Source organism: Streptomyces sp. NPDC057950 (assembly GCF_042887295.1).
Classification (GTDB): Bacteria; Actinomycetota; Actinomycetes; order Streptomycetales; family Streptomycetaceae; genus Streptomyces; species Streptomyces kaempferi.
This window is the reverse complement of record NZ_JBHVPP010000017.1, coordinates 178319-199656: the sequence shown is the minus strand read 5'-3', so window position 1 is coordinate 199656 and position 21338 is coordinate 178319. Positions and strand designations below refer to the sequence as shown.

The 21338-nt window shown below is 68.6% G+C and carries 18 protein-coding genes and 1 pseudogene; 13 read left to right on the top strand and 6 right to left on the bottom strand.

Annotated elements, in window-relative coordinates; all coding sequences use genetic code 11:
• The first annotated feature begins 87 nt into the window (after positions 1-87).
• The 9 genes from hppD to ACFVTC_RS27120 all read left to right on the top strand — a co-directional run bounded on the left by hppD (position 88) and on the right by ACFVTC_RS27120 (position 10344).
• Positions 88-1191: a 4-hydroxyphenylpyruvate dioxygenase gene (gene hppD, locus ACFVTC_RS27160; RefSeq protein WP_390131138.1), complete on the top strand. Its 1104-nt coding sequence runs from the start codon at positions 88-90 to the stop codon at positions 1189-1191.
• A complete protein-coding gene (locus ACFVTC_RS27155; protein WP_390131137.1) occupies positions 1188-2336 on the top strand; it encodes an alpha-hydroxy acid oxidase in 1149 nt (382 codons plus the stop codon). The genes hppD and ACFVTC_RS27155 overlap by 4 nt, the downstream gene beginning before the upstream one ends.
• Entirely contained in the window at positions 2333-3673 is a 1341-nt protein-coding gene (locus tag ACFVTC_RS27150; protein WP_390131136.1) for a PLP-dependent aminotransferase family protein, read from the top strand. Before ACFVTC_RS27155 ends, ACFVTC_RS27150 begins: the two co-directional genes overlap by 4 nt.
• A gap of 106 nt (positions 3674-3779) precedes the next feature.
• The gene (locus tag ACFVTC_RS27145; protein ID WP_390131135.1) at positions 3780-5003 is read left to right on the top strand and encodes a LeuA family protein; all 1224 of its coding nucleotides are present in this window, start codon (positions 3780-3782) and stop codon (positions 5001-5003) included.
• Positions 5000-6403, top strand: a complete 1404-nt coding sequence (gene leuC / locus ACFVTC_RS27140; RefSeq protein WP_390131134.1) for a 3-isopropylmalate dehydratase large subunit — start codon at positions 5000-5002, stop codon at positions 6401-6403. The genes ACFVTC_RS27145 and leuC overlap by 4 nt, the downstream gene beginning before the upstream one ends.
• Before the next feature lie 10 nt (positions 6404-6413).
• Positions 6414-7034, top strand: a complete 621-nt coding sequence (leuD, locus tag ACFVTC_RS27135) for a 3-isopropylmalate dehydratase small subunit (RefSeq protein ID WP_390131133.1) — start codon at positions 6414-6416, stop codon at positions 7032-7034.
• Between the two features lie 9 nt (positions 7035-7043).
• Positions 7044-8069, top strand: a complete 1026-nt coding sequence (locus ACFVTC_RS27130; RefSeq protein WP_390131132.1) for an isocitrate/isopropylmalate dehydrogenase family protein — start codon at positions 7044-7046, stop codon at positions 8067-8069.
• Between the two features lie 62 nt (positions 8070-8131).
• A complete protein-coding gene (locus ACFVTC_RS27125) occupies positions 8132-9187 on the top strand; it encodes an SAM-dependent methyltransferase (RefSeq protein ID WP_390131131.1) in 1056 nt (351 codons plus the stop codon).
• Positions 9184-10344, top strand: a complete 1161-nt coding sequence (locus tag ACFVTC_RS27120; protein ID WP_390131130.1) for a pyridoxal phosphate-dependent aminotransferase — start codon at positions 9184-9186, stop codon at positions 10342-10344. The genes ACFVTC_RS27125 and ACFVTC_RS27120 overlap by 4 nt, the downstream gene beginning before the upstream one ends.
• A 186-nt stretch (positions 10345-10530) precedes the next feature.
• Here ACFVTC_RS27120 and ACFVTC_RS27115 read toward each other — a convergent pair whose 3' ends face one another.
• From ACFVTC_RS27115 to ACFVTC_RS27105, 3 genes are all read right to left on the bottom strand, one after another.
• On the bottom strand, positions 10531-11097 hold the full coding sequence (locus tag ACFVTC_RS27115) for an HD domain-containing protein (RefSeq protein WP_390131175.1): 567 nt from the start codon (positions 11095-11097) through the stop codon (positions 10531-10533).
• A 258-nt stretch (positions 11098-11355) separates the two neighbouring features.
• Positions 11356-12564, bottom strand: a complete 1209-nt coding sequence (locus tag ACFVTC_RS27110) for a cytochrome P450 (protein WP_390131129.1) — start codon at positions 12562-12564, stop codon at positions 11356-11358.
• Positions 12561-13814, bottom strand: a complete 1254-nt coding sequence (locus ACFVTC_RS27105) for an MFS transporter (protein WP_390131128.1) — start codon at positions 13812-13814, stop codon at positions 12561-12563. The genes ACFVTC_RS27110 and ACFVTC_RS27105 overlap by 4 nt, the downstream gene beginning before the upstream one ends.
• Before the next feature lie 163 nt (positions 13815-13977).
• Here ACFVTC_RS27105 and ileS point away from each other — a divergent pair, with 163 nt between their 5' ends.
• The 4 genes from ileS to ACFVTC_RS27085 are packed head-to-tail and all read left to right on the top strand — an operon-like array spanning position 13978 to position 20023.
• A complete protein-coding gene (gene ileS, locus ACFVTC_RS27100; RefSeq protein ID WP_390131127.1) occupies positions 13978-17130 on the top strand; it encodes an isoleucine--tRNA ligase in 3153 nt (1050 codons plus the stop codon).
• Entirely contained in the window at positions 17127-18680 is a 1554-nt protein-coding gene (locus ACFVTC_RS27095; protein WP_390131126.1) for an amino acid adenylation domain-containing protein, read from the top strand. Before ileS ends, ACFVTC_RS27095 begins: the two co-directional genes overlap by 4 nt.
• 3 nt (positions 18681-18683) lie before the next feature.
• Positions 18684-18980, top strand: a complete 297-nt coding sequence (locus ACFVTC_RS27090) for an acyl carrier protein (protein ID WP_390131125.1) — start codon at positions 18684-18686, stop codon at positions 18978-18980.
• On the top strand, positions 18977-20023 hold the full coding sequence (locus tag ACFVTC_RS27085) for a GNAT family N-acetyltransferase (protein ID WP_390131124.1): 1047 nt from the start codon (positions 18977-18979) through the stop codon (positions 20021-20023). The genes ACFVTC_RS27090 and ACFVTC_RS27085 overlap by 4 nt, the downstream gene beginning before the upstream one ends.
• 130 nt (positions 20024-20153) lie before the next feature.
• Here ACFVTC_RS27085 and ACFVTC_RS27080 read toward each other — a convergent pair whose 3' ends face one another.
• The 3 genes and pseudogenes from ACFVTC_RS27080 to ACFVTC_RS27070 form a co-directional block, all read right to left on the bottom strand.
• Positions 20154-20450 (bottom strand): hypothetical protein, encoded by a 297-nt coding sequence (locus tag ACFVTC_RS27080; RefSeq protein ID WP_390131123.1) that lies wholly within the window; start codon positions 20448-20450, stop codon positions 20154-20156.
• A 110-nt stretch (positions 20451-20560) separates the two neighbouring features.
• Positions 20561-20877: pseudogene (locus tag ACFVTC_RS27075) on the bottom strand (helix-turn-helix domain-containing protein); the annotation flags it as partial.
• A gap of 84 nt (positions 20878-20961) precedes the next feature.
• A complete protein-coding gene (locus ACFVTC_RS27070; RefSeq protein WP_390131122.1) occupies positions 20962-21318 on the bottom strand; it encodes a hypothetical protein in 357 nt (118 codons plus the stop codon).
• Positions 21319-21338: the final 20 nt, after the last annotated feature.

The following is a 21338-nucleotide window of genomic DNA, read 5'->3' as shown; positions in this document are numbered from 1 at the left end:
ATTTCACCGCGAGGCAGAACACACGAACCGACCGAGCCTCCGGTTCACGCCCCGGATTGTCGGCCACTGAATTTGAGGAGTTCCCCAATGGTCCGCGCTTCCCAACCCCCTGCGCTCCCCGACCTGACGATCAATCACGTCGAGTTCTATGTGGCCGACGCCCTGCAGCAGGCTGCCCAGTTCGCGGCGGAGTACGGCTTCGACCCCTTCGCCACATCGGGTGAGCTGGGCGGACACAGCGATCACTTCTCCATCGCCCTGCGCCAAGGGGACATCGTCCTGGTGGTCACCGAGCCTCGCTCCGCACGGCATCCCGCCCATTCCTATGTCTCGGCGCACGGAGACGGCGTCGCCGACATCGCCCTGCGCACCACCGACGCGCGCGCCGCGTTCGACCGGGCGGTGGAAGGCGGTGCCAGGCCCCTGGCACCGCCAGGACAGCCGGACGGCTCCGCGGGCGGACTCACGGCCGCGATCCACGGGTTCGGGGATGTGCGTCACACGTTCGTCCAGGCCCCGGACCGGGTCGGCGACAGGATCTTCCTCCCCGGCTTCCCGGACACCGCGGAGCTCTCCCCGCACGCCGGCGCCGCGCTGCTCGACATCGACCACTTCGCGGTCTGCCTGAATCCAGGAAACATTGACACCGCGGTGGCGTTCTACGAGTCGGCCCTCGGCTTCCGCCTGGTCTTCGAGGAACAGATCGGCGTGGGCACCCAGGCCATGCGTTCCCGAGTGGTGCAGAACGCGTCACGCGCCGTCACCCTGACCCTGATCGAGCCCGACCCCACAGCGGATCCCGGCCAGATCGACGCCTTCCTCGACAGCCATCTCGGCGAAGGCGTCCAGCACATCGCGTTCCGCACCGAGGACGTGGTGGGCACTGTTTCGACGCTGGGCGAGCGAGGCGTGCGGTTCCTGCGGACCCCGGACTCCTACTACGACCTGCTCGGCAAGCGACTCACGCCGACCGGACACACCACCGAGGATCTGCGGCGGCTCGACGTGCTGGCCGACGAGGACCACGGCGGGCAACTGTTCCAGATCTTCACGCAGTCCACTCACCCGCGCCGCACCTTCTTCCTCGAGATCATCGAGCGGCTCGGCGCGAGCACCTTCGGCAGCAGCAACATCAAGGCTCTGTACGAGGCCGTCGAAGCCGAGCGGGTCAAGACCGGGATTCTGTCGTGACCTCGGCGGCCTCGGACTCCCTGGCGCTGTTCGACATCGGTGATGCCGAGAAGGCGGCATTCCGGGCGCTCCCGAGGCACGTATGGGACTTCATCGACGGCGGCAGCGGCAGCGAGTCGACTCTCGTGGCCAACCTCACTGCCCTCAGCCGGATATGCCTGACACCACGGACACTGACCGGCGTCACGCGGGGGGACTGCGCGGGCGAGTTGCTCGGCAGCCCGGTGTCCATGCCGGTCGCCATCGCCCCCATGGCGTACCAGCAGCTCGTGCACCCGGACGGCGAACTCGCGCTGGCCCGCGCGGCGCGGTCCGCCGGCGTGGTCTTCATCGCGAGCATGCTCAGCAGTCACACCATCGAGGCGATCGCCGGTGTCGGCGCCGAGACCTGGTTCCAGCTCTACTGGCTGCGCGACCGGGCCCGGACCGGAGAACTCATCAAGCGCGCCGAGGCCGCGGGCTGTCGCGCGCTCGTCCTGACGGTGGACGTTCCCCGGATGGGACGACGACTGCGCGACATGCGCAACGCCTTCACGCTGCCGAGCACCGTGAGTGCCGCGAACCTGGAAGGTTCACCGGCCGCCGGGCGTGGATCCACCGCCCACAGTGAGCAGCCGGGCAGTTCAGCGGTCATGGTCCATACGGCCGAGGCCTTGGATCCGGCCCTGAGTTGGGCGGACTTGGAGTGGGTCCGCGACCGGACCGGTCTCCCGTTGATACTCAAGGGAATCATGGATCCGGCCGACGCGGCCAGAGCAGTCGATGCCGGGGTGCACGCGATGGTGGTCTCCAACCACGGCGGGCGCCAATTGGACGGGGCACTGCCCAGTATCAGCGCCCTGTCCTCGGTGGTACGGGAGGTGTCCGGCCGTTGCCCCGTCCTGGTGGACAGCGGGATCCGCAGCGGTACGGACGTGCTCAAGGCACTGGCGCTCGGCGCTTCGGGGGTGCTGGTCGGCAGGCCCGCGCTGTGGGGACTCGCCGCGGGCGGGCAGGACGGCGCCTCTCAGGTGCTCCGTCTGCTGCACACGGAGCTGGAGCACGCGATGACACTTGCCGGATGCGCGGACCTGTCATCGGCCCGGCGGCTCACCACGACAGCGCCGACCGGTGTCTCCGCGTCCGAGGCTGGAACGACGTCATGACCTCCACGGTGAGGCAGGGCTCGGAGCTCCATGGCGCCAAGCCGGCGACCCTGCGGATCGAGGCGCTGCACGGCTCCCTCGACGACCCGGCGCTGGACTCCATGAACCTCCTCAACGAGGTGGCGCAGCGGTTCCCGGACGCGATCTCCTTCGCGGCCGGCCGGCCCTACGAGGGCTTCTTCGACGTCGAGGAGGTCCATCGTCATCTGCGGACCTTCTGCGAACATCTCGCCCTGGTCCGCGGTTGGTCCGAGGAGGAGGTCGGCCGGCTCCTCTTCCAGTACGGCCGGACCAAGGGCGTCATCCATGACCTGGTGGCCAGGAACCTGACGGTCGACGAGGGCTTCGAGCCCGACCCGGAATCCATCGTGATCACCGTGGGCTGCCAGGAAGCGATGTTCCTGGCGCTGCGCGCGCTGCGCACGGACGAGCGCGACGTGGTGCTCGCCGTGTCGCCCACCTACGTCGGGCTCAACGGTGCCGCTCAGCTGGCCGACCTTCCGGTGCTGCCGGTGCGCGCCGGGGACCACGGGGTGGACCTCGAAGACCTGGCCCGTACTGTGCGGCGGGTGAGAGCCGAGGGCCTGCGTCCCCGGGCCTGCTACGTGATCCCCGACTTCTCCAATCCGCTGGGGGTCAGCCTGGATCTGGACACCAGACGTCGGCTGCTCGACCTGGCCGAGCAGCTCGATCTGCTGCTGCTGGAGGACAATCCGTACGGTCTGTTTCCCGCGGGCTCCGCGCGGTTGCCCACCCTGAAGGCCCTCGACACCCGTAGGCGTGTTGTCTACTTCGGGTCGTTCGCCAAGACGGCGATGCCCGGTGCCCGGGTCGGGTACGTCGTCGCGGACCAGGTGGTCACCGACGCCGGCGGCCGACGGCTGGGGCTGCTGGCCGATCAACTGGCCAAGGTGAAGAGCATGTTGACGGTGAACACCTCGCCGCTGGCCCAGGCGGTTGTCGCGGGCAAGCTGCTGGAGAACGGCTACAGCCTCGCGCGGGCCAACACGCGTCAGGCGGAGCTGTACCGCGGCAACCTCCAGGTGATGCTGCGCGGCCTGGCCGAGCGGTTCCCACCGGGCTCCGGGGTCACCTGGAACACACCCGGCGGCGGGTTCTTCCTCGTCCTCACGGTGTCGTTCCGCACCGACGACGCGCTGCTGGAGCATTCAGCGCGGCAGCACCAGGTGATCTGGACGCCCATGCACCACTTTTATGCCGGGCGGCGGCACACCCACCAGATACGTCTGTCGTTCAGCCTTCTTCAGCCCCACCAGATCAGGGCAGGTCTGGATGGACTCGCCGCACTCGTCCACGAACAGCGCTCCGAACGCTGACGGTACGGAATGAGCTCACGCTTACCTGGCAATGTGCGGCGAATGGAATGAGACCGGTGTGGCACCGCGTCCAATTCCTCTACATTCGATGTGACGACGAAGGTCGATGCACCGTGCGGACTCGAACAGGTACTCAACCCGAACGGCGGTAGGAATAATGCGCCGGATACGCATTTTTGACGCCACGCTTCGTGACGGGGAACAAGCCCCGGGCAATGCGATGTCCCCCCAGCAGAAGCTGGCGCTCGCTCTGAAACTTGAGGAACTCGGAGTTGACACGGTCGAAACCGGCTATCCCGGCTCCTCCCCCTCCGATTTCGAAGCCACGCAGTTGATCGCGAAGTCGCTCACCACAGCCGGTTTTTCCACGTTCAACCGCTGCTCGCGTGAGGACATCCGCCTGTCGATGGAGGCGGCCGGGGACAATCCGCGCCACCAGGTGCAGGTCTGCTGCACCGGCAGCGACATCCATCTGCGCCACAAACGTGGCATCACGAGGGCAGAGGCCCTCAGCGAGGTGAGCGACTCGATCCGGTACGCCCGGTCTCTGGGTGCCCTCGACATCAACCTCGCGGTCGAGGACGCGAGCCGGGGTGAGCACGAGTGGATCCGCGCGTTGGTCGGCACCGCGGTGGAGGCCGGGGCCACCGCCGTGACCCTCGCCGACACCACCGGCTTCGCGACTCCCCAGGAGTTCGCCGAACTCGTCGCCGTGGTGCGTGCCTGCATAGCCGACGACATCGTGCTCGCGACCCACTGTCACGACGATCTCGGGCTCTCCCTTGCCAACGCCCTGGCCGGCCTCGCGGCCGGAGCCGACGAGGTCCAGGCGACGCTCGCGGGCATCGGCGAGCGCTCCGGCAACACCGCGCTCGAGGAACTCGCGGCGGTGCTGTCGTACAAGGGCGCCGAACTCGGCATGGACACCGGCATTCGGACCGAACTTCTCGACGAAGCGTTCGAACTGCTTTCCGGTGCCATCTCGTTGGAGCGCTCGCGCAACAAGGCCATCTTCGGAACGAATTCCTTCGCCACCCAGGCGGGAATTCACCAGGCGGCCATGCTCCAGAATCCCGTCACGTACGAGTTCATCAGGCCCGAGAGCTTCGGACGTAGACGTTCCCTGCTCGTGGGACGGCATTCGGGTCGGTCGATACTGCGGCATCTCCTGGGACAGCTCGGGGTACCCGCCGACGACGGCCTGGTGAGCGAGCTGTACCAGGAATACATCGCGAACCGGCCGAACGGCGACTGCGACGAACTGGACGTCCTTCGTGACAAGCTGGCCGACAGGCTCGGTGTGCCGCGGAGTGTCGGAGCCACGGCGTGAACGCGGCTCCGACGACACTCATCGACAAGCTCTGGCAGAACGCGGTCGTGTGCACGGAACCCGACGGCCCCGATCTGCTCTACGTCGACCTGCACCTGGTGCACGAGGCGACCTCACCGCAGGCGTTCGACGGGCTGCGGCAGGCCGGCCGCGGGGTGCGAAGGCCCGATCTGACACTGGCGGTCGAGGATCACAACGTGCCGACCGACTCGCTGACCGTCTCCGACGCGCTCAGCCGGGAGCAATTGCAGGCACTGCGCCGCAACTGCGCCGAGCACGGTGTCGGCCTGTTCCCGCACGGCCATCGACAGCAGGGCGTGGTCCATGTCGTCGGCCCCGAACTCGGTCTCGTCCAGCCGGGCATGACCGTGGTGTGCGGAGACAGCCATACGTCCACCCACGGCGCCTTCGGTGCGCTCGCGTTCGGCGTGGGAACAAGCGATGTCGAGCACGTGCTCGCCACCCAGACCGTCGCGATCCAACAGCCGAAGACGATGGCGGTGGAGTTCACCGGCACCCCGGCCGACGGTGTCACCGCCAAGGACCTGATGCTCGCCCTGATCACGGAGATCGGCGCCAACGGCGCGCACGGCCACATCGTGGAGTACCACGGCGAGGCGGTGCGCTCCCTCTCCATGGAGAGCCGGATGACGATGTGCAACCTCAGTGTGGAGGCAGGCGCCAGGGCCGGGCTGATAGCACCCGACGAGACGACCTTCGCCTACCTAGCGGACCGGCCCGGCAGTCCGTCCGGACCGGCCTGGGAGGACGCGCTCGCCCACTGGCGCACCTTGACGACCGACACGTCGGCCGTCTTCGACCGCACCGTCACCGTCGACGTCTGCGGGCTGACCCCCTGGGTGACCTGGGGAACCAACCCCGGCCAGGCGGTGCCGCTCGGCGGAGCCGTGCCCGATCCCGACGCCCTCGCCGACCCGGAGGAACGGGCTTCGGCACGACGGGCGCTCGAGTACATGGACCTCGTACCGGGCACGCCGATGCGGGAGATCGGCATCGACACCGTCTTCATCGGCTCGTGCACCAACGGCCGTATCGAAGACCTCCGAGCCGCCGCGGACGTGCTCCGCGGCCATCGGGTCGCCGACGGCGTACGCGTGCTGGTGGTCCCCGGCTCCATGGAGGTCCGCACCCGGGCGGAACAGGAAGGCCTGCACGAGGTCTTCACCGGGGCGGGAGCCGAATGGCGTCTGCCGGGCTGCTCCATGTGCCTGGGCATGAACACCGACCGGCTCCCCGGCAAGCAGCGCTGCGCGTCCACCAGTAACCGGAACTACGAGGGACGACAGGGACCGCAAGCGAGGACACATCTGGTGTCCCCCGCCATCGCCGCCGCCACCGCGGTCGCCGGCAGGCTCGCCCTCCCCGCAGACCTGCCCTAAGGAGATCCTCGTGGAACCGCTGAGCACCCACACCGGGAGGTGTCTGCCGCTGCGCCGCAGCAATGTGGACACCGATCAGATCATCCCCAGCCAGCACTGCAGGAGTCTGTACCGGACCGGATACGCCGACGCGCTGTTCGCCAGATGGCGATCGGACCCCGGCTTCGTCCTGGAACAGCCCGAACGGTCGGGCGCGACAGTCCTGTTGGCCGGCCCCCACTTCGCCACGGGCAGTTCGCGCGAACATGCCGTCTGGGCGCTCCGGGACTGGGGCGTCGCCGCTGTCATAGCGCCCAGCTTCGGCGACATCTTCGGCCGCAACGCTCTCAAGAACGGCCTGCTGGCCGTCACGTTGCCGGAGCCGGCCGTCGCCTGGCTTCTCCAGCGGGCCGAAGACGACAGTGAGTTCGAGGCCACCATCGATCTGCTGCGCTGCCAGGTCTCGGCCGGCGGACGAAGCTGGACCTTCGACATCGACGGGCGCGCACGGCGGATGCTGCTCGCGGGACACGACGACATCACCGCCACCCTGACGAGGGAGGCGGCCATTGCCGCCCACGAGAGTTCACGCCGTCACTGGCTGCCCGTGCTGACGCCCGACATGGCACCGGTTCCGTCGGAAACCCGCTGAGGAACGAATATGTCAGTCATCGCTGTCATTCCCGGCGACGGTATCGGGCCCGAGGTGGTCGAGCAGGCCATGCTGACGCTGGACCAGCTCCAGCTCGGCCTCGACTTCGACCTCCTCGACCACGTCAACGCCGACACCTTTCTCCGTACCGGAGTAGCGCTCTCCGACGACGACTTCGAGCGGGTGAGGTCCAGCCGCTCGGTGTTGCTCGGGGCCATCGGTGACCCCCGGGTCGGCTCGCCGGCGTACGGCCGGGGCGTTCTGCTCCGTCTGCGCTTCGAGTTGGACCTGTACGTCAACCACCGCCCGGCGAAACTGCTGCACGACCGGCTGAGCCCACTCAGGGCGTCCAGTGCGCGGGCAGTGGACTGCATCGTCATCAGGGAGAACACCGAGGGCCTCTACACCGGTGCGGGCGGTTCGGTGCACCCCGGTTCGGAACACGAGATCGCCTTGGACGTGGATCTCAGCAGCTATCACGGGACGGCCCGTATCGTCGACTACGCGTTCTCCGTCGCACGCCGTGAGGTGTGCGTGGTGGACAAGGCGAACGCCGTGGAATTCGGCGGGAGTCTGTGGCAGAGGTGCTGGCGGGCAGCCGCGTCACGCCATCCCGACAAGGTCTCCAGACACCTCTACGTCGATGCCGCCGCGATGCAGCTGGTCACCGATCCCACCGGATTCGATGTGATCGTGACCAACAACTCCTACGGCGACATCCTCAGCGACATCGCGTCCGCGATCGCCGGCGGTATCGGCACGGCGGCGTCGGCCAATCTGAACCCGGAACGCGGCTTCGGCCTCTACGAGCCCGTCCACGGCAGCGCACCGGACATCGCGGGCAAGCAGATCGCCAATCCGGTCGGCGCCATCCTCAGCGCCGGGCTGCTCATCGACGACCTGGGCCACCACGAGGAGGCCGCCGCCCTGCGAGCCGCGCTCTCCGACGCCGTGGCAGCCGGGGAAACCACCCCCGATCTCGGTGGTTCGCTGGACACCCGTCGCGCCGGCGAGGCGATACGAGCCCGGTTGTGAACCGAGCGGACGTCACGCGCGGCGCCAGACATTCATCAGGACACCCAACGACAGGAGTGACCATGTCCAGCAGGGCCGAGTCGGTCGAGGTGCTCGACGCGTCGGTGCAGGAACAGTGGAAGGCGGTGGCCGAGACCGGCGCCGCCGGACTCGCGTCGTCATATGTGCTGTGCAACGCGGTCTTGGGACTGGCACGGACCGGCGTCGCGGCCCGGCTGTCCCTCGAGTGGAAGCCCCTCTCGGACCTGGTCCCGCCGGGTGCCTACACCGAGCTGGCGGGGAACGTGCTGCGCTTCGTGGAGGTGCGCGGCCTGGTCGAGTCACAGGGGGACTCGTGGCGGCTGACCCCGAGTGGCGCTGCCCTGTTCGGTGAGGTACCCGAGGCGGTGATCGGCTACTACACCGAAGCCTACGGGCCGGTGCTCAGGAACATCGAGGGACTCCTCACCGGACGCCTCCGGTACGGTGCCGACGTGGCGCGTGACACCGAGGCGCTCGGCCGCCGCTGCGAGGTGCTGTTCCGGAGCGTCGGCATGAACGTGGTCCGCGATCTGGTCGGGAAGTACCAGGCCGAGCGAGTACTGGACCTCGGCTGCGGAACCGGTGGACTGGTACTCGATCTGTGCCGGGAGGACCCCCAACTGCGGGCGGTGGGCCTGGACATCGCCGAGGACGCAGTGGCGCTGGGCTCGAAGCGGGCGGTGGAGGAGGGCCTCGACGACCGGGCGTCTTTCGTCGTCGGTGACGCGTTCGCGCCGCAGGACTGGCCCGAGGCCGCCAGGGAATGCGATCTCTTCATCGCCGTCGGCGCCGTGCACGAGCACTTCCGGGACGGTGAGGAGGCGGTGGTCGAACTGCTGCGCGCCTACTCGGATCTGCTCGCGGGCAAGCCGGGCAGTGTACTGGTCCTCGCCGAGCCCGAACTGTTCACGGACGCCGAGGACGCGGACTTCTTCCTGGTCCACGCGCTCACCGAACAGGGCTTCCCGCAGCCCCGGGAGCCGTGGCTGAAGGTCATCGAGGCGGCCGGGCTCACGTGCCGACGGGTCCAGTCGGTGCCCAACACCATGTTCCGTTTCGCGTACTACGAGATCACGGCCGGAGCACCGGCCCGGTGAAGCCGTCTCTGCGGGCGCAGGCGGTCGCCCCCATGGAGCTGGCCGGGCTGCAGCGTCTGGCTCGCTCCGGCTCGCTGGACATCGCGTTGGGCATACCCCCGGGCGACCCGCCCGCGGCCGTCGTGGACGCCGCGGTGTCGGCCCTGCGCCAGGGCCGGCACCAGTACGCCGACACGTCGGGGCTGCCCGAGTTGCGTGCCGTCATCGCTGCGGACGCCCTGCGGACCCACGGGGTCGTCGTGGATCCGGACACCGAGATCACGGTGACGGTGGGCGCCACGGAGGCGTTGCTGACCTCCCTTCTGGCCGTCACCGATCCCGGTGACGAAGTCCTGCTGCTGGAGCCCTACTTCGAGCTCTACCCCGGGGTCGTCGAACTGACGGGAGCGGTACCGCGCTTCGTGCGGCTGCGGGCACCGGACTGGCGACTCACCGAGGACGCGCTGACGGGCGCGCTCTCGCCGCGGACGCGGGCAGTGGTGCTGAACACACCGCACAATCCGACCGGACGGGTCTTCGACGCCGAAGAGCTCGACCTCGTGATGAACGTGTGCCAGGAGCAGGGCATCGTCTGCATCACCGACGAGGTCTACGACTGCACGGTCTTCGACGGGCGCCGGCACCTGTCCCCGCTCGCGATGCCGCGAGCCCGGTCGAACAGCGTGATCGTCGGCAGCCTGTCCAAGAAGATGCAGATGACGGGATGGCGCATCGGATACTGCATCGCCGACCCGGAGATGACAACGGTGCTGCGCAGGATCCATGAGCACACGACCGTGGGCACCAACCATCCCCTGCAGTACGGTGCGTCCGCGCTGCAGGCATCCGATGTCCTGGACGGCCGGCTTCTGTTCCAGGAACAACGGGACGAGCTGGTGGCCGGGCTGTCCGCGTTGGGATTCACCGTGAGTCCCCCCGAGGGGGGTTGGTTCGTCTTCGCGGGCACCGAAGCCCTCGGCTGGTCCGCACGGGCGCTCTCCCGCCGCCTGGCGGAATCGGCGGGCGTCCTGGTCGCACCGGGCTCCCCGTTCTTCCAGCGGCAGGAGGACAGCGACCGCTGGATACGGACGACCTTCGTCCGCGGCGCCGAAACCACTCGCAAGGCCCTCGACCGGATGGCGGCGTTTCTCGCGGCCGAGGATCCGCCGTCCAGGTGATCCGGCCCGGCGGTCGTGGCCGCCGACCCGTCGTGCGATGAACTGCGCCGCGCCGGGCCGGACTTCGTCCCGGTCCGCGGACGGGTCCGACGGGTACACGGGGCCCGTCACCGTCCCGGCGTCGGACCCACCGCCGGCCAGGACGCGCCCGCCTGCCTCCCGGGTCGACCAGAGAGCCCCGAGCACTCAGGCGTGGACGGGGAAGGACGCCTGGAACGCCAGGCGCTCGTCGGCCCCCTCGCCGATACGGGCGAGAACCCCGTCGAGCGTGAGGAACTCCTCCCACACCGCCCGGCCGGTCGCCTCGGCCAGCCGGGCCACGACGAGATCCTCCAGGGCGGGGACACGCTTGTTCTTCCAGATCTTGTCCGCGAGGCTCACCAGGAGGTCCTCCAGACCGGCACCGGACTCCGCCCACGAGGCATGCGTCGCGGCGAAGCGGGCCAGCCGCGGGCCGACGCCGTGGTCGAGCAGAAGAGTCCGCCCGGCCTCCTCATGCTCCGCCCCGGGTCCGGAGAGCTCGGAGATGTGCACCGTCTTTCCCACATCATGCGTCGCCGCTCCGAACAACACGGCCTCGCGGTCGAAGGTCAAGGCGGGGTGGTTCAGGCCCACCCGGTCGACCAGTTGGTGCGCGACATCATGGACGGCTCGCAGATGAGCCGCCAACCGCGGCGGACTTCCCAGTTCCGTCAGTAGCTCAGCGACACGATCCGGCAGCGGGAGCAGGGGCGGGTCGGCGGCGCCGCTCATGGCCCTCGACAGGAGAGTGTGGGTCGTCACCGCGCAAAGGTACTGACCGCACTCCCCCCGGCGGGGCTGTTTCGAGGAGCCGGTAGGAGACCTGCGCGGCCCACAGGCCGACCGGAACGCTCGCGCCCCGCCGACTCGGCCGCGTCGAGTACGCGCCGCGTGTCGACGAGGGCATCGGATCCCGGCCGGCCCTGCCGTGGGCTGAGCGGACCCACGCCCTCGGACGTGGTCAGGATGCCGCCGTCCGAAGGGCGAACGTCACCAGGCGACGGGGAGTTCGACGGGTCCGAAGGTGCCCATGTGGGCGAAGGAGATCTGCTCGACGGGCACGGCGAGCCGGAGTTCCGGAAGCCGCCGCAACAGCGTGGGCAACGCCGTCTGCAGGTCCGCCCGAACCAGACTCTGCCCCAGACACTGGTGGCTGCCGTGCCCGAAGGCCAGGTGGCGGGGGGCGGTGCGGCCGGTGTCCATCGTGTTCGGGGAGTCGAAGACCGAGTGGTCCCGGTTGGCCGCGGACAGGCCGACGAACACCCCGTCGCCGGCGCGCAGCAACTGGCCGCCGATCTCCATGTCCTCGGTGACGACCCGGGCGAAGCCCGCGTCGGCCGCGGAAAGGTAGCGCAGCAGTTCTTCCACGGCCCCCGCCAGGAAGGCGGGGTCGTCCGTGTCCCGCACCCTGGCCCGCTGATCGGGATCACCGAGCAGGGCCAGGACACTGAGCGCGATCATGTTCGTTGTTGCCTCGTGCCCCGAGATCAGCAGCAGCAGCGCGAGGTCGGCCAGCTCGTCCCGGGTGATGCTGCCGACGGCCAGCTGCTCGGTGACCAACCGGCTGATGATGTCGTCCTCGGGCCGGCGTTCCTTGACCACGGTCAACTCACGCAGGAACTCCCGCATCTCCGTCCCGGCCTGCTCCACCTCCTCGGCCGAGGAATGCGTGTCGAGCAGGGACATGCTGTGCTTCTGGAAGAAGTCGTGCTCCTCGTACGGAATGCCGAGCATCAGGGAGATCACGAGGGAGGGGAAGGGGAGCGCGAACTCCGCCACCAGGTCGGCGGGGGACCCGTGGAGCATCATCGTGTCGATGAGGCCGTCGGCCATTTCCTGGATCCGGGGTCGCAGTTCGGCCGTTCGCCGGGCCGAGAAGTCACGGGCGACCATGCTCCGCAGACGGGTGTGGTCGGGGTCGTCCATCCGGTTGAAGGAAGCCCGCAGCGGTGTCATGACCTGCGAGGCCGGCGAGACCGTGGGCATGTCCTCACGGGCTCCGTCGCTGCTGACGCGCGGGTCGGAGAGGACCGCGCGCACGTCCTCGTAGCGAGTTGCCACCCAGGCCTCGCGCCCGTTCCACAGCCTTACGCGGCGCAGGCCCCCGGCCTTGTTCCAGGCGACGTAGGCGGCCGGCGGGTCGAAGGGGCAACCGGTGCGGGTGGCCGGGTAGTGCGGAAGGTCGGCGTCGATGTTCACGAGACACCCTTCATGGGACTCGACGACAGGGAGGAGGAGCCGGAGAACTGCGCGCGGGTCTCCGCCGCCCAGCGGACGGCCGGGCCCATGGCCAGGGCGGACAGGAGGAACGCGCCGCCGAGGACGAACCAGCCGGGAGTCCCGTACCGGATGAGCAGGGACGTCAGAAGGACCGGCGCGATCATGACGGAGGCCGCGTAGCCGGTGAAGAAGAATCCCTGGTACTGACCCTGTTTCTCCGGTGGTGCCAGTTCGTAGGCCACCACCCACGCCGCGGCGGACAGCACCATCTCGCCGTAGACGTGGACCGCGCCGCCGAGGACGAGCAGGAGGCTCGCGGTGACGGCCGTCCCCATGGACGAGAGCGCGAACAGCACGCAACACAGCAGAAGCGCCACTCCGGATCGCCGGAACGCCGCGACGGCCAGGGGCAGGCTGTCCACCTTCTTGGCGATGCCGACCTGGAACGACACGACGGTCGCGGTGTTGACCAGGAACAGCAGGGTCACCAGCCATCGCGGGGCAGTCGTGTGACTGACGATCCACAGTGGGAGCACGATCTCCAGCAGGACCGCGTACAGGGACAGCACCACGCTGATGAGTGTGATCAGCGCGAACGGGCGGTCGCGCAGCACTGCCAGCCTGGGCTCACCAGGGGCTGCCGCCGGCGCGGGAGCCGTCTGAGGCAGGGTCATGAGCAGCAGTGCGGAAACCAGGAAGCTCAGCGCGTCAAGGACCAGTACGACGCGAAAGGCGTTGTCGGTGCCTATCTGTATCGCGAACCCTGCGAGCAGCGCGCCCGCCGCGACTCCGGCGTTGTTGACCGAGCGCAGATAGGCGCGGGTGCGGACGAGATCCGTGCCTTGCAGGACGGCGGCCAGTGTCGCCTGGAGGGCCGCTCGGCCGCCTCTCTCAAGGACGACGAACGCACAGGCCACGAGGACGAATTGGGCGAATGAACCGATGAAGAGGTAGCCGGAGGCCGCGATCCCGTTGAGGGCCACCAGCGCGGCCGCGGTATCCCGGGGACCCCTGCGGTCCGCCAGGTGGCCGAGCGGCACCCCGGCCAGCAGCCCGACGAGGCCCGCGATGCTCAGCCCCAGCCCGAGTCGGGCCGGGGTGAACCCGATGACTTTCGTGAAATACAGGGCCGAACACGTCATGAAGGCACCGTTGCCCATCGTCATGAACAACGTCGCCGACGTGAGGCTGCGAGCAGGCCCGCGGGCGGGAAGAATTAGTTTGGCCACGAAGCCGGATTCTAGACGGGTCAGGTAATTCGGTAGCCATTGTTCCAGCGGACAAGAATGACCGCACAATTACTCGGAAACCCTAGACTGAGGGCCTTCTGGCCTGCGCGGCCACGACAGGGTCTGCGACGCGAGCACCCGACCGCAAGGAGTGTCTCTGGTCATGGCGTATCCGAAAACGAAGCCGAGCGAAGGCGTGCCAGCGCGTCCATTCCTTCCGGGCATCGAACGAGAAGTCCTGGAATACTGGGAGACGGATCAGACTTTCCGGGCGAGCGTTGACGCGCGCGCGACGGAGACGAACGACGGAAATGAGTTCGTCCTCCTGGACGGACCCCCGTTCGCGGACGGCCTGCCGCACTACGGTCATCTGCTGGCCGGCTACGCCAAGGATGCGGCATCGCGCTACCAGACGATGCGCGGGCACCGCGTCGAACGGCGTTTTGGCTGGACCTGCCATGGTCTGCCGTCCGAGATGGAAGCCGAGAAGCTGCTGGGCCTCTCCTCCAAGCGCGACATCGAGACGCTGGGTGTGGCCGAGTTCAACGAGGTCTGCCGTACTTCGGTGATGCGTCATACCAAGGAGTGGCGCGACTACGTCACTCGTCAGGCCCGGTGGGTGGACTTCGACAACGACTGCAAGACGATGGACCTGGACTACATGGAAAGCGTCATGTGGGCCTTCAAATCCCTGTGGGACAAGGGCTTGATCTACCAGGGCCACTCAATGTCCTGGTATTGCGGATCCTGTGAGACACCGCTCTCCGATTCCGAGAGCGAAGGCACCATGGACCACAGGGAGACCGGGCGGGAGCGGTCGGATCCGGAGCTGACCCTGGGACTGCGGCTGGAGACGGGCGAGTTGGCGCTCGTCTGGACACGGTCACCGTGGACGCTGCCGTCCGCCCTCGCCATCGCGGTCCATCCCCAAGCCGAGTACGTCACCGTCGAACACGGCGGGGAACGCTATCTGCTGGCCGCGGACCGCCTGTCGGATCACGCTCACGAACTGGGCGAGAACCTCGCTGACCGAGTGGTGGCCACGGTCCCGGGCACGGAGTTGGCAGGTCTCCGGTACACCCCCGCGTTCGGCTTCTTCGCCGGCCACGACCGCGCGCACAGGGTGCTCACGGCGGCCCATGTGAGCCTCGACGAGGGAACCGGTGTCGTGCCGGTCGCTCCCGCCTTCGGCCAGGACGACAAGGCTGCCGCCGAAGCGGCCGGTATCGCCCTGGTGGTTCCCGTCGACGCGGCGTGCCGGTTCACCGACGAAGTGCCGCCCTACGCGGGGCAGTCGGTCCTCGACGCGAACCCCGCCATCGTGCGCGATCTCAAGGCGTCGGGTGCCGTGCTGCGCCATGGGGCGCGCCGTCACACCTGCCCGCACTGCTGGCGATGCGGGACGCGGTTGATCGAGCGGGCCCTGCCGTCCTGGTTCCTGGCCCTCGGCGGCATACGCCGCAGGATGCTCGAGCTCAACCAGCAGATCGTCTGGTCACCGGAGCGCGTCCGCGACGGGCAGTTCGGCAAGTGGCTGGAGAACGTCCACGACTGGAACATCTCCCGGAACCGGTACTGGGGCGCCCCCATGCCGATCTGGGTCTCGGACGATCCGGCGTACCCGAGGACCGATGTCTACGGTTCGCTGGACGACCTCCGTCGGGACTTCGGGGTGCGACTGACCGACCTGCACCGACCTGCCATCGACGAGCTGACGCGGCCGAATCCCGACGACCCGACCGGACGTTCGACGATGCGCAGGATCCCCGAGGTCCTGGACTGCTGGTTCGAGACAGGATCGATGCCCTTCGCCCAGGTCCACTACCCGTTCGAGAACGCGGAGTGGTTCGAACGCCACAGCCCCTGCGACCTGGTGGTCGAGTACCACGCCCAGACCCGCGGCTGGTTCTACTACATGCACATCCTGGCCACGGCGTTGTTCGACCGCCCGGCGTTCGGCAACTGCTCGGTTCTCGGAGTGGTGCAGGGCACCGACGGTCATGCCATGTCCAAGTCCCGGAACAACTACCTGGACATCGGCGAGATATTCGACCGCGACGGCTCGGACGCGATGCGCTGGTCGCTGATCAGCTCGCCGCTGGTGCGGGGCGGCGACCTCGTGGTCACCAGCCGTGGCAGCCAGGACGCCGTGCGCCAGGCAGTCCTGCCGTTGTGGAACGCCTGGGCGTTTCTCGCGCTGTACGCGGGGACTTCAGGTGTCGAGAGTCGGTGGCACACCGAGAGCCGGCAGGTGCTGGACCGGTATCTGCTCGCCAGAACACATCTTCTGGTGGCCACGGCCAGGAAAACCATGGACGCCCATGACCTTTCGGCCACGTGCGCGGCGGTGCGGGACTTCCTGGACATGCTCACCAACTGGTACATCCGCTGTTCGCGCTCCCGGTTCGCCTCCGGGGACGCCGACGCGATCGACACGCTGCACACGGTGCTGGAAGTCCTCTGCCGTGTGATGGCACCACTGCTGCCGATGATCAGCGAGGAGATATGGAGAGGGCTGACCGGCAACCGCTCGGTCCACCTGACCGACTGGCCGGACGCGTCGGACCTCCCGGCGGACGACGCCCTGGTCACCGCGATGGAACGGACGCGACAGATCGTCTCGTCCGCGCTGTCCCTGCGCCGCGCGGACGGCCTGCGGGTCCGGCTGCCGCTGGCCACTTTGACGGTCGTCGCCGATGACAACACCGCCCTGGAACCGCTCGCCGGGCTGATCCGTGAACAGGCCAACATCAAGAAGGTCGTGTTCACCACCGACATCACCTCCTACGGGCGGTACCAGCTCTCGGTGAACCCACGTGCCTGCGGCCGCCGCCTCGGCAGCCGAACCCAGGAGGTCATCGATGCCGTCGCGGCCGGCGCCTGGACCAGGGACCAGGACGGCGGCATCTCCATCGCGGGGATCCCCATGCGGCCCGGAGAGACCGAGCAGCACCTGGTCGCCGACGCTCCCGGGTCCGCGGTACTGCCCGATGACGCCGGCCTCGTCGTGCTCGACACCCGGGTCACCGAGGAACTGGCGGCCGAGGGGATGGCCCGAGATCTGGTGAGGGTCGCGCAACAGGCCCGCCGGGCCGCGGGACTCCAACTCCTCGACCGGATCAAGCTGACTTTCGAAGTACCCGACGACGTGGCCACCGCCGTCAGGCCGTATCAGGCGTTCATCGCGCGGGAGACGGTGGCTGACACGGTTCACTACGGCCCCGCGGGCCGAGAGGTCTTCACGGGATCGGTCGGAGACGGCGAGCAGGCCAGGGCATCGGTGAGCACCGTGCTCTCCGGAAGGAGCACCCCGTGACAGAGATCGGGCGACGCCTCGAGCAGCTGGTGTCCGCGCGGGCCGAACGCAGCCCCGGGGACTGCGCGGTGGTGGACGAGGCCGAGCGGCTGAGCTACGGCGATCTCGAGCGCCGCGGCAACCGTGTGGCCAACGCCCTCATCGCCAGTGGTCTGAGGCCGGGCGACCGGGTCTGCCTGCTGGTTCCGAAATCGGCCTCGGCCATCGCCGGCATCCTCGGGGTTCTGAAGGCGGGAGGGGTCTGTGTTCCCCTCGACGCGGCGAGCCCGATGCTCCGGCTGGCGTCGGTGGTGCGGCAGTGCGCACCAGGCCGGCTGATGGTCGCTCCCGAGTGCGCCGCCGTCGCGGAGCGGCTCGCGGAAGAGGTCGGGCCGCACACGCTCAGCGGCGTCCTCCGGCTCGGGGAGGAGGAATCCGCCGCGGACACCGCGCCGACGCCGGTCCCTGCCGGTGACTGCGCCTACATCCTGTTCACATCCGGTTCCGCGGGCCGGCCGAAAGGCGTGGCCATCACCCACGCCAACGTGGCTCACTTCGTCTCATGGGCCAACGAGCATTTCGGAGTGCGGCCCGGCGACCGGATCTCGTGTCAGTTGCCACTGCACTTCGACGGCTCTCTCTGGGACGTGTTCGGAGCGCTGTCCGCCGGAGCGGAACTGCACCTGCTCTCCGGGCGGAGGAACCTGCTTCCGAGCACGGTCGCCGAGTTCATCAGGGAATCGCGGTTGACCCAGTGGCTCACCGTGCCCTCGGTGATGACGTCGATGGCCGGTCTCGACGTGGTGGCCCACGGAGACTTCCCGGAGTTGCGCAGGGTGTTCTGGGGCGGGGACGTGCTCTCGCTCCCCGCCCTGAGGTACTGGATGTCGCGCCTGCCCCACGTGCGGTTCACGAACATGTACGGCCCGACGGAGACGACCATCGTGTCCAGTTGCCACACCCTGGCGACGATTCCCGACGGGGACGCGGCGGCCGTACCGATCGGCCGACCGGTACCCGGCAAGTATTTCCAGGTGCTGGACGGCGACATGCGTCCTGCTCGGCCGGGCGCAGTCGGTGATCTGCATATCTCCGGCGCCGGACTCACACCCGGCTACTGGGGTGACCCGGCGCTGACGGAGAGGTCGTTCGTCGAGTGGCCGTCCGGGTCGGGCGCGCGCTGGTACCGGACCGGCGACCTGGCCAGGGAGGACGGCCAGGGAGTGTTCCACTTCCACGGGCGTGCGGACCGTCAGATCAAGTCGAGCGGTCACCGTATCGAGCTCGACGAAGTCGCGGCCGCGCTGCGGGACCTGCCCGGGCTCAAGGACATCGCCGTAGTCAGCGTCCCGGCCCCCGGCGCCGAGGGAAACCGGATCTGTGCGGCCTATGTCCCGCTGCCCGGCTCCGGGTCCACCCCCGCACAGCTACGGACCGCCCTGGCGGCGAATCTGCCGCAGTACATGCTTCCCTCGCAATGGCGTGCCTATGAATCCCTACCGCTGAACGCGAACGGGAAGATCGACCATCTGGCAGTGCGGCAGGCTTTTCTCAACGAGAGGATTGGGTGAGGAATGAACGGATATCCCGGGCAGGAAGAGGTCAGCCGCACCATTCTGGAGAACCTGCGGGACAAATTGTTCCTTGAGGGGGTGACAGCGGATACGAACCTCGTCGAGTCCGGCAAGATCGATTCCGCCGGATTCATTCGCCTTTTCGTTGTCCTGGAGGAGGAGTTCGAGATCGAGGTCACTGCCCGCGACCTGTCCTTGGACCGTTTCCAGTCGGTCCGCAGCATCAGCGAATTCGTGATCGAGAAGCTGCGGCAGAACAGCGGGAGCGGAATCTCCCTGGAGGCGGATCGGGCATGAGCGACTACCGGATCACGGGATACACGCCGCAGGACCGGCAAGCCGTTGTCGAGTTCCAGCAGATGCTCTGGCAGGGCGGCCCCCAGGGAAACTCCTCGTATCTCGACTGGAAGTTCGCCGACAACCCGTACCTGGACGACCGTTACGTCACCTTGGCGTGGGAGGAGAACGAACTCGTAGGCATGCTCGGGGTCTTCGGATCGTCCTGGGAGGTCGACGGCCACGGCAAGGTGACGTTGCCGTGTCTTGCCGACACGGTGGTGGCCCCCGCACACCGGGGTGGACCGCTGTTCGGGCTCATGCTGGACCGGGTCATCGACCGGCTGCACGGCGACGGGGTGCCGTGGCTGCTCGATTTCGGCGACCAGCCAGCCGGACCGGCCATGCTGATGAACGGCTGGACGGCGGTCGGACCCTGGCCGGTCGCCAGCGCCGAGCGCGGGGCGCCTGTGCCTCTCCAGGGGGCGTGGGAAGACCTGGAGGCCGTTCGAGGTTCCCGGTCAGGAGCGGTCATCAGTCCCCTCGCGACCAGCTCTCCCGAGTTGCCGAAGCTGGCCTCCAGGCTTGCCCCCCGCGGCAGTGTTCGGGTGGTCCGTGACGAGGAGTATTTCGGGTGGCGAGCCGCGAACCCGCTGGCACGGTACTTCCACCTCGTGGCGGATTCGAACGGGACGGTCGGATACCTGATCGCTCATCGCACCTCGGTGGACTCCGACGACGGCCCCACCCCGACCACGATCGTGGAGTGCGAGGCTGTGGACGACGACATCTGGTGCGACCTGATCGAGGCGGCTCTGGCCACGGTGCCGGGGAAGGTGGTGACGATGTGGGTGCGCGATCTGCCCCCGTCCCGCATGGACGGGATCGAGTCGCTCGGCCTCTCGCTGACGGAACCGAGCGGGCGGTTGAGCCAGGACATCCACCTGCCCAAGCTCGTGATGCGCTCCACCGGTGTGCTGGACGGCCAGGCGTCACCACTCACCACCCTGAGCTCCCCGTCGGTGTGGGACATGCGCGGTGTCTCCGGACGCGGCTGGCGTTGAGACCGGCTGCGGGCACCGCCAACCGCTCTGGCTGGAGGAGTTGCGGAGCGAACCGGCATGAACGACTCGGGCCGGATTCGTTCACCGGTGACCGCGAAGGTTCGCCGGGGCGAAGGACGAACTGATGCGGTCAGACAGGTGGACGTGGGCCGGTGCTGGTGACGGTGCCGGTCCACCAGTCCGGTTGATCGGATTCGCACCAGAGCACCTCGAGGCGTCTGTGTGTGAACTCTTCGGCCTTCTGGCGGCAGGCGTCCTGCGCGGCACCGGGCGCGGAAGAGGACGCGGGATCGTCGAGAGCGCCGTCGGCGACGCCCGACGGTTCGGTGAAGTAGAGCGCGTACCGCCATCTTTCGACGGTTCGGTAGAGCACGAGAGACGTCGGAGTTCCGATGGTGTGCCAGTACGGCCGCCGCTTGCTTGCCATGTCCGCACGGTACTGGCCCCCGGTCGGGTCCACAGCCACGATCAGACGGCTTGGGCCAGTGGACGTCCGCGCCGGCGGATGGCCTTTTCGCTGCGGACGCGGGCGCCGGGCTCGGCGGGGCGGGTGGTGGCCGTCCGGACGACGAAGTACTCGTCGTCGGGCCTGAGCGGGCGGGGACGGCCTCCCGCCCAGCGCGGGGCCAGGCGGGCCAGGCCGATCTCGTTCAACCGGTGGATCACCTCGCGGACGGTGTCCTCGTCGGCCGCCGCCAGCTGGGCGATCACCGGCACCCCGTTCCCGCCCTCCGACGCCGACAGCGTCATCGCCCGCCGACAGCGCACCCAACGGGTGCTGCCACGGCGCACGATCCGCTGCGGCTTCTGCCCCTTCCGGCGGTCAGTCCGCGTGCACGGACAGGCTCAGCCACCGCGCGTCCAGCGGTCGGAATCGGACGTCACCGCACATCCGACCGTCACGGCCTCCGGCCCGGCGAGCCTGTCCGGCCACAGCACTAGCTGTTCGGGGCGTCGAAGCGCACCGAGCGCACTTCGAGCTGGTCGGTGGCCGGGTTGCCGTGCGCGCGGAGCCGCCATTGGTCGCCCGTGCAGCTCGAACCGCGGTAGACGGTCACGGAGGTGTCGGTCCGGTTGTGCGGACCGTAGCCCGCGGGCACGTCGTCGTCGCCGACCGCGTAGAGATTGATGCACTTGCCGCTGTGCGGGTCGTGCAGGGTCACGCGCTCCTCGTGCCCGAGGCCGGTGACGTACTTGTAGGTGAAGTCTCCCGTGGCCGACAGGGCGGACCCCGGCAGCGCGAGGACCAGGGCGAAGGCACCGAGGGCGGTGGCGACGGTGTTGCGGAGCTTCATGGCGGGGCCCTTCCGAAGAT